Origin of the sequence: Nocardioides bizhenqiangii (assembly GCF_034661235.1) — a bacterium.
Classification (GTDB): domain Bacteria; phylum Actinomycetota; class Actinomycetes; order Propionibacteriales; family Nocardioidaceae; genus Nocardioides; species Nocardioides bizhenqiangii.
Genome location: NZ_CP141059.1, coordinates 410267 through 426294 on the forward strand (window position 1 = coordinate 410267; position 16028 = coordinate 426294).

The window sequence follows — 16028 nt, forward strand, 5'->3', positions numbered from 1 at the left end:
CTCCGTGGGGTGTTCATGAGAAGGGGGCCTCTTCGTGGTCGGAGGGCGGGTTGAGGCCGTGCTCACCGAGGTCGACGTCGATGCCCTCGGCCGCACCGACCAGCTGGCCGATCGCCTCGGCGAGCTCGGCCGCCTTCAGGGGCAGACCGCGCACGTGGTTGTAGCCGATCGCGTCGACGAGGTACTCCGCGCGGAGCAGCTTGGAGAGCTGGCCGAGGTTCATCTCGGGCACGAGCACCTTGTCGTAGCCCTTGAGGATCTCGCCCAGGTCGGCCGGGAACGGGTTCAGGTGGCGCAGGTGGGTCTGCGCGACGTGGTAGCCGGCACGCCGGACCCGGCGGCAGGCGGCGCCGATCGGGCCGTACGTCGAGCCCCAGCCGATGACGAGCACCTTCGCCTTGCCTTGTCCTGGTGGGCCGGAGGGGTCGTCGACCTCGAGCGGCGGGAGCGACTTGGCGATCGCCTCGACCTTGGCCTGGCGGGTGCGGACCATGAAGTCGTGGTTGGCCGGGTCGTAGGAGATGTTGCCGTGCCCGTCGCCCTTCTCCAGGCCACCGATCCGGTGCTCCAGGCCGGCGGTGCCGGGGATGGCCCACGGGCGGGCCAGCGTCTCCTCGTCGCGCAGGTAGGGCCAGAACTCGTCGGGCTCGCCCTCCCCGACCCCCTCCTTCTGTGCAGCCAGCGACTTCTTGCCGACGTGGTTGGGACCGGTCGCGAACGCGGGGTCGATCTCCGGGAGGTCGTCGAGGGACGGGATCAGCCACGGCTCGGAGCCGTTGGCGAGGTAGCCGTCGGAGAGCAGCATGACGGGGGTGCGGTAGGTGATCGCGATCCGGGCCGCCTCGACGGCCGCGGAGAAACAGTCACCGGGGGACTGTGGCGCGACGATCGGCACCGGCGCCTCGCCGTTGCGGCCGTACATCGCCTGCAGCAGGTCGGCCTGCTCGGTCTTGGTCGGCAGTCCGGTCGACGGACCACCGCGCTGCACGTCGATCACGAGCAGCGGCAGCTCGGTCATCACCGCCAGGCCGATCGCCTCGGACTTCAGGGCGATGCCCGGGCCGGAGGTGGTGGTCACGCCGAGGGAACCGGCGAAGGACGCGCCGATCGCGGCACCGATGCCGGCGATCTCGTCCTCGGCCTGGAGCGTGGTCACGCCGAACGACTTGTGCTTCGACAGCTCGTGGAGGATGTCGGAGGCCGGGGTGATCGGGTAGGAGCCGAGGAAGATCGGCAGGCCCGAGCGGACGCCCGCGGCGATCAGGCCGTAGGACAAGGCTAGGTTGCCGGTGATGTTGCGATAGGCCCCGGGCGGCAGGGTGGCCGGCTTGATCTCGTAGCGGACCACGAACGTCTCGGTCGTCTCGCCGAAGTTCCACCCCGCCTTGAACGCGGTGAGGTTGGCACCGAGGATGTCGGGCGCCTTCTTGAACTTGTTCTCCAGGAACGCCGTCGTGGGCTCGGTCGGCCGGCCGTACATCCAGGACAGCAGCCCGAGGGCGAACATGTTCTTGGCGCGGGCGGCGTCCTTGCGGGACAGGCCGTACTCCTTGACCGCCTCGACCGTCATGCCGGTCAGGTCGACCGGGTGGACCTGGAAGTCACCGAGCGGGTCGTTGGCGTCGCCGAGCAGGTCGAGCGGGTTGACGTCGTAGCCGGCCTTGTCGAGGTTGCGCTTGGTGAAGTCGTGGCTGTCGACGATGATCGCCGCGCCCTTCGGCAGGTCGCCGACGTTGGCCTTCAGGGCGGCGGGGTTCATCGCCACCAGCACGTCGGGCCGGTCGCCGGCCGTGAGGATGTCGTGGTCGGCGAAGTGCACCTGGAAGGACGACACGCCCGGCAGGGTGCCCTGAGGGGCGCGGATCTCGGCCGGGAAGTTCGGCAGGGTCACCAGGTCGTTGCCGAAGACGGCGGACTCCTGGGTGAACCGGTCACCGGTCAGCTGCATGCCGTCGCCGGAGTCGCCGGCGAACCGGATGATCACCCGGTCGAGCTGCTTGACCTGTTTGGTCTGACTCACGATCGGTCCACTTTCCCTGTGCACGTTCCTGATTCTAGAACCTGTTCCAGTTTTTGCCTGGACACGTGTCCGAAGTCTCGCTCGCGGTGGCTAGCGACACGCGCTCCACGATAGTCCGCCCGCGGCGCTCATCCGATTCGGTGCCAGGTTCTGGGAGGGGATCGAGGTGAGGTCACTCACAACCCGGCGCCCGGCGAGCACAACCACGTCTCACGTCCGACATGCGGGATTTGCATACTGACTCACTTAAGTCTAGTAATCTACCTGTCATTAGGCATGAAGGCCGCGCCTAACGGGGTATCGGCCAGGGACACGAAGGCAGGAAGTGACGTACATGAAGAAGACGATCAAGGCGACGGTCGTGGGACTGACCGGAGTGCTGGCCTTGACCGCCTGCACCTCGGCCGGCGGCAGCAGCTCGGAGGACACGCTCTCGGTGGTGGCCTTCTCGGTCATGGAGACGGCGAACGAAGGCGTCTACGAGGGGTTCAAGGACTCGGACGCCGGCGACGGTGTCGAGTTCGCTCCGTCGTACGGCGCCTCCGGCGACCAGAGCCGCGCCGTCGTCGACGGCAAGGAGGCCGACTACGTCCACTTCTCGCTCGAGACGGACGTGACGCGTCTGGTCGACGAGGGCCTGGTCGCCGAGGACTGGAAGGAGGCCACGCCCACCAACGGCATCGCCACCTCGTCGGTCGTGGTCTTCGTGGTCCGCGAGGGCAACCCGCTCGGCATCGACTCCTGGGACGACCTCGCCAAGCCGGACATCGCGATCGTGACGCCCAACCCCGGCTCGTCCGGCGCGGCGCGGTGGAACATCCTCGCCGCGTGGGCGCACATCATCGGCGAGGGCGGCACCGAGGCGGAGGCGGAGGCGTTCGTGTCCGACCTGCTCGCGAACACCCCGGCGCTGCCCGCCAGCGGACGGGAGGCGACGTCCGCGTTCGTCGAAGGTGACCAGGACGTGCTGCTGTCCTACGAGAACGAGGCGATCCTCGCCAAGCAGAACGGCGAGGCCATCGACTACGTCGTCCCCCAGGACACGCTGCTCATCGAGAACCCGGCCGCGGTGACGGTCGACGCCAAGGACGCGGCCACGGACTTCCTCGAGTACGTCACCTCGGCGGAGGCGCAGTCGCTGTACGCCGGGTTCGGGTTCCGTCCCGTGGCGGGCGTCGAGGGCGTCGAGCTGCCGGAGGTCGAGGGAGCCAACGACCCTGCCGACCCGTTCCCGGCGCCGGCGCAGCTCTACACGATCGACGGTGACTTCGGCGGCTGGTCAGAAGCCGCGGAGAAGTTCTTCGCCGACGGTGAGGACGGGGAGCCACTCGGCATCATTCCCCAGCTCATCGAAGAGTCCGGCGCGGACGCCCAGGAGTAACGAGACCTGTGGCTACCGCGACTCTTGACGCGACCGCCCGCCCGACGCCGCCACCGCGGCGCCGGGCGGGCGCCCGCTCGACCCTGACCGCCGGGTCCGCGCTCGGGCTCGGCATCGCGGTCACCTGGTTCAGCCTGCTGGTGCTGATCCCGCTGACCGCCATCGTCGCCACCTCCGCCGAGCGCGGCTGGTCCGGCTACATCGACACGCTCTCCAACCCGCAGACCATGGCGGCGATCCGGCTCACCGTCGGCCAGTCGTTGCTGGTCACGGGGATCAACGTCGTCATGGGCACGCTGATCGCCTGGGTCCTGGTCCGCGACCGGTTCTGGGGCAAGCGGGTCCTCGACGTCATCATCGACATCCCGTTCGCCCTGCCGACCATCGTCGCCGGTCTGGTCCTGCTCGGCCTCTACGGCAACGGCAGCCCGATCGGGCTGGACTGGGCCTACACCGAGCGCGCGGTGCTGCTGGCCCTGGCGTTCGTGACCCTGCCCTTCATCGTGCGGACGGTGCAGCCGGTGCTGGAGGAGCTCGACCATGACGTCGAGGAGGCCGCCGCATCCCTCGGCGCGAAGCGGCTCACCATCTTCCGGCGGATCATCCTGCCCAGCCTGGTGCCGGCGATCTTCGCCGGAGCCGCGCTGTCGTTCGCCCGGGCCATCGCGGAGTACGGCTCGCTGGTGCTGCTGAGCGGCAACAAGCCGTTCTCCACCGAGGTGGTCTCGGTGCGGGTGCTGTCCTTCATCGAGAACGGAAGCACGGCGTCGGCCGCCGCGGTCGCGAGCCTGATGCTCGCCGTCGCGCTGGTCGTGATCGTCGTGCTCGACATCGTGCAGAGGCGGGTGTCGCGTCGTGGTTGAGGTCTCGAACCCGGTCAAGTGGCTGCTCCGACTGCTCGCGCTGGGCTACGTCTTCCTCCTGGTCGCCTGGCCCGTCTCGACCATCGTCCGGGAGGCGTTCGGCGACGGTCTCGGCACCTTCGTCGACATCTTCAGCGACGAGGAGGCGGTCAACGCCCTCATCCTGACGGCACAGGTCGCGCTGCAGGCGGTGGCCATCAACCTCGTCTTCGGCGTGGGTATCTCGCTGCTGCTGGTCCGCTACGAGTTCCCTGGCAAGCGGGTCCTCTCCGCGCTCATCGACCTCCCGATGGCCGTGTCGCCCGTGGTGGTGGGGTTGTCGCTGCTGCTGGTCTACAACGGTCGCGACGGGTGGTTCGGAACCCACCTGGAGGAGTGGGGGATCCAGATCATCTTCAGCGGCACCGGGATGATCATGGCCACCTGCTTCGTCGCGCTGCCGCTGGTGATCCGCGAGGTGGTGCCGGTCCTCACCGAGATCGGTGACGACCAGGAGCAGGCCGCGCGCAGCCTCGGCGCGAACGCGCGGCAGACGTTCCTGCGGATCACCCTGCCCAGCATCAAGTGGGCGGTGGTGTACGGCGTCGTGCTGAGCCTGGCCCGCAGCCTCGGCGAGTTCGGCGCGGTCAAGATCGTCTCCAGCGGCGTCGCCAACCAGACCCAGACCGCGACTCTTCTCGTCGAGAAGCAGTACCAGAGCTTCGACCAGGACGGCGCCTACGCCGTCTCGTTCGTCCTCGCCTTCGCGAGCGTGCTCTGCATCGTCGTCGTCTCCCTCCTCCGACCCAAGGAGATACACAAATGAGCATCGAAGTAACCAACGTGACCAAGAAGTACGGCGACTTCTACGCCCTCGACGACGTCAGCGTCTCGCTGCCCACGGGCCAGCTCACCGCGCTGCTCGGCCCGTCGGGCGGCGGCAAGTCGACGCTGCTGCGGATCATCGCCGGCCTCGACACCGCCGACAGCGGCACCGTCGCGATCGAGGGCACGAACGCGACCAAGCTGCCGCCGCAGAAGCGGAACGTCGGCTTCGTGTTCCAGCACTACGCCGTCTTCAAGCACATGACGGTGGCGAAGAACGTGGCATTCGGCCTCGAGATCCGCAAGACCCCCAAGGCCGAGGTCAAGCGGCGGGTGGGGGAGCTGCTCGAGCTCGTTCACCTCTCGCAGTTCGCCGACCGGCTGCCGTCGCAGCTGTCGGGCGGCCAGCGGCAGCGGATGGCACTGGCCCGGGCTCTCGCCGTCGAGCCGACGGTGCTGCTGCTCGACGAGCCGTTCGGGGCACTCGACGCGAAGGTCCGCAAGGAGCTGCGCGAGTGGCTGCGCCGTCTCCACGACGAGGTCCACGTGACGACGGTCTTCGTCACGCACGACCAGGAGGAGGCGATGGAGGTCGCCGACGAGATCGTCGTCATCAACCACGGCCGGGTCGAGCAGGTCGGCAGCCCCGACCAGCTCTACGACGAGCCGGCCAGCGACTTCGTGATGGGCTTCCTGGGTGAGGTGACCCGGCTGGGTCCGGTGCGCCTCCGCCCCCACGACGTCGAGGTCGCGGTCACCCCGGGTCGCGCCGGCGCGCTGCCGGGCACCGTCACCCGGTTGCTGCGGGTCGGCTTCGAGGTGCGGCTCCAGGTCGAGCTCGACGAGGAGTTCGGGGCCGGCGCCGACCCGGTGTCCGTCGTACTCTCCCGGAGCCACGCGCGTTCGCTCGACCTCGAGCTCGGCTCCAAGGTCTGGCTCACCGCCGCCATCGGCGCCGTCACGGTCCCCGCGATGGTCGCCGTCTGACGCTGCCGGGCCGGATTCCGCGTAGTCCCTGACGTCTCTGCTGCGCGATCTGGCGCGATCGACGACAGAAACGTCAGGGACTATCCGCGCCCGGCTCCGCCTCCGCGCGTCGCTTGAGCGCGTCGGCGTGGCGGCGGAAGCCGTCGGCGACGCGGCCGGGTCCGGCAAGGGGGACCAGAGGTCCGGAGAACTCCTCGACTGTGTCGTACGTCGTCGGCCCGCCCGGCGCTTGCGTCAGCCGTTGGTGCCGGGTGCCTCGGACCAGGCCCAGCTTGGAGGGGAGGCCGGCGTACTCGTAGGAGAGCAGGGCGGTCGTCGTGCCGTCGGCGGCGGTGGCCGGCGGCTCGATCGCGGTGATCACCTCGGGGGACCGGGTGCCCTTGCCGTTCGCCCAGCGCACATGGAGAACGATCGGGTTGCCGACCGCGGGCGGCTGCGGAGTCTCGGCGCGAACGACGAACGGGTTCCACTCGCCGTAGCAATCCGTGTCGAGCATGACCTGCCAGACCGCGGCGAGCGGGGCGTCGATCTCGACCGACGCCCGGGGGTCAGCAGCCATCGAGCTGAGCGCTGAGCGCTCGGACCGACTCCAGCTGGCTCTCGCGGTCGAGGCCCTCCCCGGGCGTGATCAACGCCGGCGCGATGAGGCCGACGGTCACGGTCGCCTGCGTGCCCGAGACACAGGCCTGGTGCTCGGCGTACTCCCGTGCCTGCTCGGCATCGTCGTGGGCTTGCTCACCCGCCCGCCAGACGAGGAACCCGTGCACTGCCACGAGCACGATCAACACGGACAGGAGGACGACGATCAGCCGATTCATGCGCGTCACCCTAACGACGACCCCTCCGTGCGGGGCAGACAGAATTAGCCCGTATGGGTGATTCTGCGCAGCTTTACCCTCGGTAGCGTCGGTGGCCGGGCCCGGGCCACCGGGCCGATCTCGGGTATTCACGGCTTTTCGCTCTCAGAGGACGGCTAAACGCATGAGGCTTCCGCAACTCACCTTCGGCAAGGTCCTGGCAGGCACGGCTGTCGTGCTGGTCCTGACCACGGGCACCGCCTACGCGCACGGCATGATCAACAGCGCAGACATCGTCAACGGCTCGATCCGGAGCGTCGACATCGGCAGCGGCGAGGTCAAGAGTGTCGACATCGGCAACTCGACGGTCCGCAGCGCCGACATCCTCAACGGCGGCGTCAAGTCCGACGACGTCCTCGACAGCTCGCTGACCTCGGCCGACGTCGCCCCCGACACGCTGACCGCTGACGACCTGGCGTCCAACTCGGTGGGCCAGCTCGAGATCCAGACCGACGGTGTGGCCGCGACCGAGATCGCGGACAACACCATCGACTCGGGTGAGATCGTCGACTTCCAGCTGTCCAACCAGGACATCAGCGTCCTCACGGCCGAGGTGAGCTCCGCCGGTGTTCTCGACAACCAGTGCCCCGGTTGTGGCGTGTCGGTGATCAAGCTCAACGTCGGCCAGTACGAGGTCGACTTCTCGCGCGTCATCACCGCCTGCACCTTCGTGGCGACCGTCGGCCCTTCGGGCGGCGGTTCGGCGGCCGGTGAGATCAACGTGGCCGACCGTGGTGGCAACAACGAGGCGGTCTTCGTCGACACCAACGACTCCGCAGGCACGAGCGCGGACAGGCCGTTCCGGTTGGTCGTGGTGTGCTGATGAAGCTGCGACCCAGTCACGCTGTCGCCGCTGGCGCCGCCGTGCTCGGGATGTTGGTCGCGGCGCCGGCGATCGCCGGCGTCGGTCAGGCCTCCGATCCCGGACGGCAACCGTCAGCGGGGGCGAGCGCGGAGAAGAAGTCCGACTTCCGGGTCGGCAGCCAGCCGAAGGCCGGCGTCGAGGTGAAGGCCGGGACGACCGACTTCCGCCTCGGCAAGCAGCCGGTCAACCGCAACCCGCAGAAGCCGACCAAGGTCGCAAAGGTCAGGGACAACGACCGGGGCGTCAAGGGGCTGAAGGTGACGAAGGACAGGGGCAAGAGGAACCTGCCCGCCACGCGGGATCGCGGAGTCCGCTAACGGGTGCGCTGGCCGTGGTCCGGCTTCCGAGGGAGTCGGACCACGGACGGGCATGCCTATGCCGAATTAGCCCGTTCGGGTGATTCTGCCCGCGCCGCCTCGTCGGTAGCGTCGGGGCCCGGGCTCGGACCACCGGGCCGATCTCGGGTATTCACGGCTTTTCGCTCTCAAAGGACGGCAATAACCACATGAGGCTTCCGCAACTCTCCTTCGGCAAGATCCTGGCTGGCACGGCTGTCGTGCTGGTCGCGACCACGGGCACCGCCTACGCACACGGCATGATCAACAGCGCAGACATCGTCAACGGCTCGATCCGGAGCGTCGACATCGGCAGCGGCGAGGTCAAGAGCGTGGACATCGGGAACTCGACGATCCGCAGCGCCGACATCTTCAACGGCGGCGTCAAGTCTGACGACGTCCTCGACAACTCGCTGACCGCCGACGACCTGGCGTCCGGCTCGGTGGGCCAGCTCGAGATCCAGACCGATGGCGTGGCCGCTACCGAGATCGCGGACGACTCCATCGATTCCGGCGAGATCCAGAACGGCACCCTCGCCCGGGCGGACCTGAACTTCGACGTCCCGGTCGTCCTAGCAGCGTTGGTCCAGTCGAACGGCACCCTGTCGAGGGGCATCGGCGCCACCGCTTCGAGCCGGACCGACACCGGTATCTACACGGTGACGTTCAACCAGTCCATCGGAAACTGCTTCGCGAACGTGACCGGCACCGGGGACCAGCACGACGAGATGGCGTCCACCCTGAGTGGCTCGGTCGTCACCGTCGACATCGAGGACCCGGACCAGGAGGACGTGCAGAACGACGCGTCGTTCTTCCTCACGGTCGTCTGCCCGGCCTGATCCGCCACTGAACAAACTGCGTGGGCCTGGCTCCTTCGGGAGTCGGGCCCACGTTCGTTCTGGTCAGCGGTAGTTCGTGAACTGCACCGCGAAGTCGTAGTCCTGTGCCTTCACCAACGCCTGGACCGCCTGGAGGTCGTCGCGCTTCTTCGACGACACCCGCAGCTCGTCGCCCTGGATCTGGGCCTTCACGCCCTTCGGCCCCTCGTCGCGGATCAGCTTGCTGATCTTCTTGGCGTCCTCGGAGGTGATCCCCTCCTTCAGGGTGATGCCGATCTTCGACTGCTGGCCGGACGGGCGCGGCTCGGAGGCGTCGAGGATCTTGAGGGACTGGCCGCGCTTGATCAGCTTCTGCTGGAAGACGTCGAGTACGGCGGACGCGCGGTCGTCGGCGGAGGCGGTGATCTCGATCGCGTGATCGCCCTTCCACTCGATGGTGGCGCCCGTGCCCTTGAAGTCGAAGCGGGTCGCCACTTCGCGGGCCGTCTGGCCGAGCGCGTTGTCGACCTCCTGGCGGTCGATCTTGCTGACGATGTCGAACGAGGAGTCGGCCATGGGTTCTGGTCTCCGCTGGTTTCTTGGAGGGGCAGGTGCTGCGCTATTGTTTCGCGTCGTTGTCGACCGGCCAACCGGGGTCGCATTTCTCCGGTTCGCAAGCGGCCGCGACACCACCCTGGCAGGTTGCCCGAGCGGCCAAAGGGAGCTGACTGTAAATCAGCCGGCAACGCCTACAGTGGTTCGAATCCACTACCTGCCACGGCACGAAAACCGCCCCTGACCTGCGAAGCAAGGTCAGGGGCGGTTGTGCATTTGGCGGGCGGTTACAGCGAACTTACTGGGGCGAGGACGAGCGCTGGGAGCCACTCGGTAACGATCCTGCCGTCGACCTCGTGACTGACGAGGCCCTCCCATACGTCGCCGCGCCGACGCCACCTCACCACTAGACCGTCGCTGTCGTCGGCGCTCTCAGGCCGGTCGACGATGACTTCGTGTACGCCAGAAAAGATGTCTTGAATCGCCATGATGGCCGGTCCCTAGTGAGCCTCTGATGGCTCTGGCTTCGCCGCAATAGGCGGCATTGGTGCCGGGGGACGAACCGGGGTCTCGGGCCAGTCGGGCGACTTGGACTTTCGACTGTACGCCTACTCTCCGGATGGAGGGTCAGGGGTCGGGTACTGCTCAGCCAGCCAGCCCGCACTTGCGCGCACCGTCGACGGGCCCGGGGCCGGCTAGGTCCCGGAAGGTTCAGTCGAGTTGCCTCCGGGACCGCCGGGCGGCATTCCTGCGGCGCATGGCCGACCGAGTGCGCCACGTCTGGGTGCGACCTGAGCACAGCCCTACCGAGTGTCCCGGCCTGGTCCTCGAGTGGAGCCAGAACCCCGACTGGGAGGCGCTGACGGAAGTCCGTGACCGGCTGACGCAGATGACCGACTGACCATCAGGCGCCCCTTGGCCCAATTCGGGAGGGGGTTCGAGGGGCGTCGTGGCCGTGGCCCCCGCTCACGCCCGGACGACCTCGAGGCCGGCAGCCTCGAACGCCTTGGCGTCAGCGGTGTCGATGGCGTCGTCGGTCACCAGGACGTCGACGTCGTCGAGGGCGGCGAACCGCACCGTGCGCTCCTGCCCGACCTTGGTCGAGTCGCTGAGCACGACGACCCGCTCCGCGGCGGCGACCAACGCGCTCTTGGTCGCGGCCTCCTCCGGGTCGGGCGTGGACAGGCCGTGTCGCACCGAGATGCCGTTGGTGCCCACGAAGGCGACGTCGGCGCGCAGGTGGGCGATGGCCTCGACCGTGGCGTGGCCGACGGCCGCCTGCGTGGCCGCCCGCACTCGACCCGGGAGCAGGTGCAGCTCGACTTGCGGGAGCGGGGCCAGGATCGCGGCGATCGGGACGGAGTGCGTGATCACGGTCCACTGCTCGCCCGTCGGCAGCCGAGCGGCGAGCCGCGCCGTGGTGGTTCCCGCGTCGATCAGCAGGGTGCCGCCGCCCTCGGGCAGCTGCGAGAGGGCGGCCAGCGCGATCCGGTCCTTCTCCTCGGCGTTGACCTGGTCGCGGTCGGGCAGCCGTGCCTCGAGCATCGTGACCGAGCGCATCGACACCGCGCCGCCGTGGACGCGGCGGAGCAGCTGCAGCTTCTCGAGCTGGGACAGGTCGCGTCGCACCGTCTCCGTCGTGACGTCGAAGTGGCTGGCCAGCTCGGTGACCGCCACCCGGCCGCGGCTGGCGACCAGCTCGGCGATGGCCTGGTGCCTCTCCTCGGCGTACATGGTCGCCTCCTGCCTGGCCCAGCGCGGGGATCTTTGGATCTGTTGTCTTGGTCCCGATTATGTTGCTGCCCGCGGGGGTGGTCCAGCCGCCGCGCTGAGCCGGACCCGTTACGGCTCGACGGTGACCTTGATCGCCTCGCCGTTCTTGACGATGGTGAAGGCGTCCAGGACGTCGACCAGCGGGACGTGCCGGGTGATCAGGTCCTTGACCGGGACCTGGCCGGTGGAGATGTACTCCAGGGCCCGCTTGTTGTGCTCGGGGGCCGAGCCGTTCGCGCCGTGGATGTGCAGCTGGCGGTAGTGGACGACGTTGGAGTCGCACTTGATGAACGGGTCGTTCTTCGGCAGCCCGCCGAAGAAGGAGATCCGGCCGTTGCGGGCAGCCATCGCGATCGCCTGCTCCTGGGTCACGTTCGCGGCGGTCGCCGTGATGATCACGTCGGCTCCGCGGCCGTCGGTCAGCTCCAGCACCCGTTCGACGACGTCGACCTGCGAGCCGTCGATGGTCTCGTCCGGCTGCACCGCCTCGGCCGACATCTTCAACCGCTCGGCGTTGACGTCGACGAGATAGACGGGGCCGGCCCTGTGGACCCCGCGCGCGATCCGGATGTGCATGCAGCCGATGGGGCCGGCGCCGAAGACCACGACGGTGTCGCCGGGCTCGATGCCGAGCAGCTCCTGGGCGTTGATCGCGCACGCGAACGGCTCGGCCGCCGACGCCTCGTCGTACCCGACGTTGTCGGGGATCCGGTTCAGGCCGTCGACCTTGAGCACCTGGCGCGGAACGATCATGAACTCCGCGAACCCGCCGTCGTACTGGTAGCCGACCGAGGTCTGGTTCTGGCAGACGGCCATCCAACCCTTGCGGCACTCGTGGCACTCGCCGCACGGGACGGCGGCGATCACCTGGGCCCTGTCGCCCACCTGCCAGCTCGAGCCGTACGTCGCGTTGACGTCGGCCCCGACCTCGGCCACCTCGCCGGCGATCTCGTGCCCGATCGTCCGCGGCGGGGTCAGGTTCTGGTGGCCGTTGTGGAAGATCTTCACGTCCGTGCCGCAGGTCGAGCAGTTGCGGACCCGGAGCTTGACCTCGTCCGGCCCGCACTCGGGCTCGGGGACCTCCTCCAGCCGGACGTCCTCGGGAGCGTAGAAGCGCAGCGCCTTCATGTTCGGGTGGTCCTCTCTGCGGGCGGATCGAGTGCGACTCACCGCGACGGTAGTGCCGAAACAGGCAAAATGCCACAGCAACGGGCGGAAAACTCTGCCCGAATGCTTGGCAACGTGCCCGGTTGTGTGCAAACTGAGGGCATCGGACAGTGACGCGGGTCACGTCCCAGCTCGACGAGAGGAACCCTGATGGCCGCCACCGCCACCGCCACGCCCGGGCCCAAGACCGGGGTACGCGTCCACGTGCAGAGGTTCGGCACCTTCCTGTCCAACATGATCATGCCGAACATCGCTGCGATCATCGCCTGGGGCCTGATCACCGCGTTCTTCATCCCGGACGGCTTCACGCCCAACGAGAAGATCGCGACGATGGTCGGCCCCACCATCTACTACCTGCTGCCGATCCTCATCGCCTACACCGGCGGTCGGATCGTCCACGGCACCCGCGGCGGCGTGGTCGGCGCGATGTCGGTCATGGGCGTGATCATGGCGACCAGCGACGTGCTCTTCGTCGGCGCCGACGGTGGCTCGCCGATGTTCCTGGGCGCGATGATCATGGGCCCGCTCACCGCCTGGGTGGTGAAGCAGCTCGACTCGCTCTGGGAAGGCAAGATCAAACCCGGCTTCGAGATGCTCGTCGACAACTTCTCCGCCGGCATCGCGGCGGCCGCGATGGCGATCGGTGGGATGTTCCTGCTCGCCCCGGTGCTGCGGAAGGTCATCACCTGGCTCGGCGACGGGGTGGACTTCCTCGTCGACAACGACGTGCTGCCCTTCACCTCGATCGTGATCGAGCCGGCGAAGGTGATGTTCCTCAACAACGCCATCAACCACGGCGTGCTGACCCCGCTCGGCATCGACGAGGCCGCCGAGCAGGGCAAGTCGATCCTGTTCCTCCTCGAGGCGAATCCCGGCCCGGGACTCGGCCTGCTGCTCGCCTACACCTTCTTCGGGCGTGGCCTGGCCCGCGCCGCGGCGCCCGGCGCCGCGATCATCCAGTTCTTCGGCGGCATCCACGAGGTGTACTTCCCGTTCGTGCTGATGAAGCCGAAGATGATTCTCGCGCCGATCGCTGGCGGCATCACCGGCATCTTCCTCCTGACGATCTTCGACGCGGGGCTGCGCGCGCCCGCCGCTCCCGGCTCGATCTTCGCGGTCTACGCGCAGACGCCGGGCGACGCGGGGGACTACCTCGGAGTCACCCTCGGCGTGTTCGGCGCCGCGGCTGTGTCGTTCGCGGTGGCGGCGTTGCTGCTCAAGACCGACAGGTCGACCGACGAGGGCGACCTCGACCATGCGACCGCCGCGATGGAGCAGATGAAGGGCAAGAGGTCGATCGCCTCGTCGGTGCTCGCCTCCCGCGACGGTGAGCAGATCCGTTCGGTCGTCTTCGCGTGCGACGCCGGGATGGGTTCCTCGGCGATGGGTGCCTCGGTGCTTAGGAAGAAGATCCACGACGCCGGCCACCCCGAGGTCACCGTGGTCAACATGGCCATCGCGAACCTCACCGACAGCTTCGACCTCGTGGTCACCCACCAGGACCTCACCGATCGGGCCAGGCTGAAGACGCCTTCCGCGATCCACGTCTCCGTCGAGAACTTCATGGGGAGTCCGCGGTACGACGAGATCGTCGACCTCATCGACCAGACGGGTGCGCCGTCGGGGACCAGCGCGACCGCCGACCCTGTGACCGCCGGCGCCGCCGGCGACGTGCTGACCCGCGACTCGATCGTGCTCGGGGGCACCGCCCGGAGCCGCGACGAGGCGATCACCGAGGCCGGCCGGCTGCTCGTGGAGAGCGGCGCGGTGGACGCGTCGTACGTCGACGCGATGCAGGCCCGCGAGTCGTCGGTGTCCACGCACATGGGCAACGGCCTGGCGATCCCGCACGGGACCAACGAGGCCAAGGGGGCGATCCGTCGCACCGCGATCTCGTTCGTCCGCTACGACGAGCCGATCGACTGGAACGGCAAGCCCGCCGAGTTCGTGCTCGGCATCGCCGGGGCAGGGAACGACCACCTCGCCCTGTTGTCGCGCATCGCCGAGGTGTTCACCGACGACCAGGCAGTCGCCCGCCTGCGGGCCGCCCGCACGCCGGAGGACGTCCTCGCCACCCTGGACACGGTCCGGGTCTAGGAGCCGGTCGCTGTGAGCCGACCTTCCCGCGGGGGGCGGCAGGTCTGACCTCGCGGCAAAGGGGCACTGTGCGGTTGGATCGGACCAACTGGGGGTGGTCTTGGCCCAGCGGACCGTCCGCACAGCGATATCGGACGTATCGGACATAGGAGGACACGATGACGGACAAGCCTCTCGGCGACGACGACATGACCACAGGGCCGGTAGCCGGCTCGGGTCCCGGCGTCGGTGACGCCGACGGCACCGACGGTGACGCCACCGACACCACCGACGGCGACACCACCGACAGCGACGGCACCGACGGCGACGCCAGCGACAGCGACGGCTCCGACAGTGACAGCACCGACGGCGATGCGACCGATGGGGACATCATCTGAGTGTCCGCTCTCGGCCTGTTGACCGGTGACGCCCAGACCTTCCTGACGAAGGTCTGGGCGTCGCGCGTCCACCTCCACCGGGCCGATCCGGACGAGCTGGTCGGCCTGCTCTCGCTGCAGGACGCCGACCGGCTGCTGACGTCCTCCGCGATCCGCACGCCCTCGATCCGGCTGGCCAAGGACGGCGCGATCGTGCCGGAGTCGGCGTACACCCGCGGGGCCACGGTGACCGGTCGGCCGCTCACCGGGCTCGTCGACGCCCGCAAGGCGCTCGCGTTGTTCGACGACGGCGCCACCGTGGTCTTTCAAGGCGTGCACCGCTACTGGCCCCCGCTCGCCGAGCTGGTCGCCGAGCTCGAGCTCGAGCTCGGGCACCCGTGCCAGGTCAACGCCTACCTGACGCCACCGGGGTCGCAGGGCTTCGCCGTGCACTCCGACTCCCACGACGTCTTCGTGTTCCAGACCGCCGGCTCCAAGCAGTGGGAGGTCCACGGCGAGGACGGCGCCGAGGAGGTGCTGCTCGAGCCCGGGCTCTCGATGTACCTGCCCACCGGTACGCCGCACGCGGCGCGGGCGCAGGAGAGCGTCTCCCTGCACGTGACCCTCGGCGTCAACCAGCTCACGTGGCGCGGTCTCGTCGAGCGCACCGTGGCGGAAGTGGTCGCGGGCGTCCCCGCCGAGCACCTCCCTGCAGGCTACCTCGACGACCCCGCCCTGCTGGCCGGGCCGCTGGCCGAGCGGCTGGAGGCCCTCGCCGACGACGTACGACGCATCGATGCCGACTCGGCCGTCGAGGCCGAGATCCGTCGCTTCCTCACGTCCCGACCCTCCCGGCTCCCGGGTGGGGTCACCGATGTCCTGGCGCTGCGTGCCGGCATCGACGACGACACCCGGCTCCGCCGCCGTCCCGGCCATCCCTGCGTGCTCCTCGAGGACGGCGAACACCTCGTGGTCCTGCTCGGCGACCGGTCGCTGACGGTGCCGGCGTGGATCCGGCCCGCCCTCGAGGAGATCCGGGCCCGCCCGTCGTTCACCGTCGGTGACCTCGCCGGCCACCTCGACGCCCAGAGCCGGAAGGTGCTCTGCCGGCGCCTGGTCCGGGAGGGGCTGCTCGAGGCGGTGTCCTGAC

The 16028-nt window shown here is 68.8% G+C and carries 17 protein-coding genes and 1 tRNA gene; 12 read left to right on the forward strand and 6 right to left on the reverse strand.

The window, feature by feature from the left end; genetic code table 11:
- Nucleotides 1-13 precede the first annotated feature (13 nt).
- Nucleotides 14-2053 carry a 2-oxoacid:acceptor oxidoreductase subunit alpha gene (locus SHK19_RS02000; RefSeq protein WP_405030480.1) on the reverse strand — a complete coding sequence of 680 codons (2040 nt, stop codon included), beginning with the start codon at nucleotides 2051-2053 and terminating at the stop codon, nucleotides 14-16.
- Nucleotides 2054-2354: 301 nt separating this feature from the next.
- Here SHK19_RS02000 and SHK19_RS02005 point away from each other — a divergent pair, with 301 nt between their 5' ends.
- Genes SHK19_RS02005 through SHK19_RS02020 form a run of 4 tightly spaced genes read left to right on the forward strand, consistent with a single transcriptional unit; the run spans nucleotide 2355 to nucleotide 6055 of the window.
- Nucleotides 2355-3401 carry a sulfate ABC transporter substrate-binding protein gene (locus SHK19_RS02005; protein WP_322937699.1) on the forward strand — a complete coding sequence of 349 codons (1047 nt, stop codon included), beginning with the start codon at nucleotides 2355-2357 and terminating at the stop codon, nucleotides 3399-3401.
- A gap of 8 nt (nucleotides 3402-3409) precedes the next feature.
- The gene (gene cysT, locus SHK19_RS02010; protein ID WP_322937700.1) at nucleotides 3410-4264 is read left to right on the forward strand and encodes a sulfate ABC transporter permease subunit CysT; all 855 of its coding nucleotides are present in this window, start codon (nucleotides 3410-3412) and stop codon (nucleotides 4262-4264) included.
- Nucleotides 4257-5069, forward strand: a complete 813-nt coding sequence (locus tag SHK19_RS02015) for a sulfate ABC transporter permease (RefSeq protein WP_322937701.1) — start codon at nucleotides 4257-4259, stop codon at nucleotides 5067-5069. Before cysT ends, SHK19_RS02015 begins: the two co-directional genes overlap by 8 nt.
- Nucleotides 5066-6055: a sulfate/molybdate ABC transporter ATP-binding protein gene (locus SHK19_RS02020; RefSeq protein ID WP_322457617.1), complete on the forward strand. Its 990-nt coding sequence runs from the start codon at nucleotides 5066-5068 to the stop codon at nucleotides 6053-6055. Before SHK19_RS02015 ends, SHK19_RS02020 begins: the two co-directional genes overlap by 4 nt.
- Before the next feature lie 73 nt (nucleotides 6056-6128).
- Here SHK19_RS02020 and SHK19_RS02025 read toward each other — a convergent pair whose 3' ends face one another.
- Nucleotides 6129-6614 carry an SRPBCC domain-containing protein gene (locus tag SHK19_RS02025; RefSeq protein WP_322937702.1) on the reverse strand — a complete coding sequence of 162 codons (486 nt, stop codon included), beginning with the start codon at nucleotides 6612-6614 and terminating at the stop codon, nucleotides 6129-6131.
- Complete coding sequence (locus SHK19_RS02030; protein WP_322457619.1) at nucleotides 6604-6873, reverse strand: hypothetical protein; 270 nt, start codon at nucleotides 6871-6873, stop codon at nucleotides 6604-6606. Before SHK19_RS02030 ends, SHK19_RS02025 begins: the two co-directional genes overlap by 11 nt.
- A 163-nt stretch (nucleotides 6874-7036) precedes the next feature.
- Between SHK19_RS02030 and SHK19_RS02035 the strand changes: the two genes are divergently transcribed.
- The 3 genes from SHK19_RS02035 to SHK19_RS02045 all read left to right on the forward strand — a co-directional run bounded on the left by SHK19_RS02035 (nucleotide 7037) and on the right by SHK19_RS02045 (nucleotide 8951).
- Entirely contained in the window at nucleotides 7037-7735 is a 699-nt protein-coding gene (locus SHK19_RS02035) for a hypothetical protein (protein ID WP_322457620.1), read from the forward strand.
- Nucleotides 7735-8094, forward strand: coding sequence for a hypothetical protein (locus SHK19_RS02040; protein ID WP_322937703.1), 360 nt, complete (start codon nucleotides 7735-7737; stop codon nucleotides 8092-8094). The genes SHK19_RS02035 and SHK19_RS02040 overlap by 1 nt, the downstream gene beginning before the upstream one ends.
- A 188-nt stretch (nucleotides 8095-8282) precedes the next feature.
- Nucleotides 8283-8951, forward strand: coding sequence for a hypothetical protein (locus tag SHK19_RS02045; RefSeq protein WP_322457622.1), 669 nt, complete (start codon nucleotides 8283-8285; stop codon nucleotides 8949-8951).
- 63 nt (nucleotides 8952-9014) lie between these two features.
- Here the strand turns inward: SHK19_RS02045 and SHK19_RS02050 are convergent, their stop codons facing one another.
- Nucleotides 9015-9506: a YajQ family cyclic di-GMP-binding protein gene (locus tag SHK19_RS02050; protein WP_322457623.1), complete on the reverse strand. Its 492-nt coding sequence runs from the start codon at nucleotides 9504-9506 to the stop codon at nucleotides 9015-9017.
- A gap of 120 nt (nucleotides 9507-9626) precedes the next feature.
- Here SHK19_RS02050 and SHK19_RS02055 point away from each other — a divergent pair.
- Both SHK19_RS02055 and SHK19_RS02060 read left to right on the forward strand, forming a co-directional pair.
- Nucleotides 9627-9708, forward strand: a tRNA-Tyr gene (locus SHK19_RS02055).
- A gap of 534 nt (nucleotides 9709-10242) precedes the next feature.
- The gene (locus SHK19_RS02060) at nucleotides 10243-10386 is read left to right on the forward strand and encodes a hypothetical protein (RefSeq protein WP_322937704.1); all 144 of its coding nucleotides are present in this window, start codon (nucleotides 10243-10245) and stop codon (nucleotides 10384-10386) included.
- 65 nt (nucleotides 10387-10451) lie between these two features.
- Here the strand turns inward: SHK19_RS02060 and SHK19_RS02065 are convergent, their stop codons facing one another.
- Nucleotides 10452-11219 carry a DeoR/GlpR family DNA-binding transcription regulator gene (locus SHK19_RS02065; RefSeq protein ID WP_322457625.1) on the reverse strand — a complete coding sequence of 256 codons (768 nt, stop codon included), beginning with the start codon at nucleotides 11217-11219 and terminating at the stop codon, nucleotides 10452-10454.
- Between the two features lie 108 nt (nucleotides 11220-11327).
- Nucleotides 11328-12386 carry a zinc-dependent dehydrogenase gene (locus tag SHK19_RS02070; protein ID WP_322937705.1) on the reverse strand — a complete coding sequence of 353 codons (1059 nt, stop codon included), beginning with the start codon at nucleotides 12384-12386 and terminating at the stop codon, nucleotides 11328-11330.
- A 189-nt stretch (nucleotides 12387-12575) separates the two neighbouring features.
- Here SHK19_RS02070 and SHK19_RS02075 point away from each other — a divergent pair, with 189 nt between their 5' ends.
- The 3 genes from SHK19_RS02075 to SHK19_RS02085 all read left to right on the forward strand — a co-directional run bounded on the left by SHK19_RS02075 (nucleotide 12576) and on the right by SHK19_RS02085 (nucleotide 16027).
- Nucleotides 12576-14522: a PTS mannitol transporter subunit IICBA gene (locus SHK19_RS02075; RefSeq protein WP_322937706.1), complete on the forward strand. Its 1947-nt coding sequence runs from the start codon at nucleotides 12576-12578 to the stop codon at nucleotides 14520-14522.
- A 158-nt stretch (nucleotides 14523-14680) separates the two neighbouring features.
- Nucleotides 14681-14899, forward strand: coding sequence for a hypothetical protein (locus SHK19_RS02080; protein WP_322457628.1), 219 nt, complete (start codon nucleotides 14681-14683; stop codon nucleotides 14897-14899).
- Nucleotides 14900-16027, forward strand: a complete 1128-nt coding sequence (locus SHK19_RS02085; RefSeq protein ID WP_322937707.1) for a JmjC domain-containing protein — start codon at nucleotides 14900-14902, stop codon at nucleotides 16025-16027.
- Nucleotide 16028: the final 1 nt, after the last annotated feature.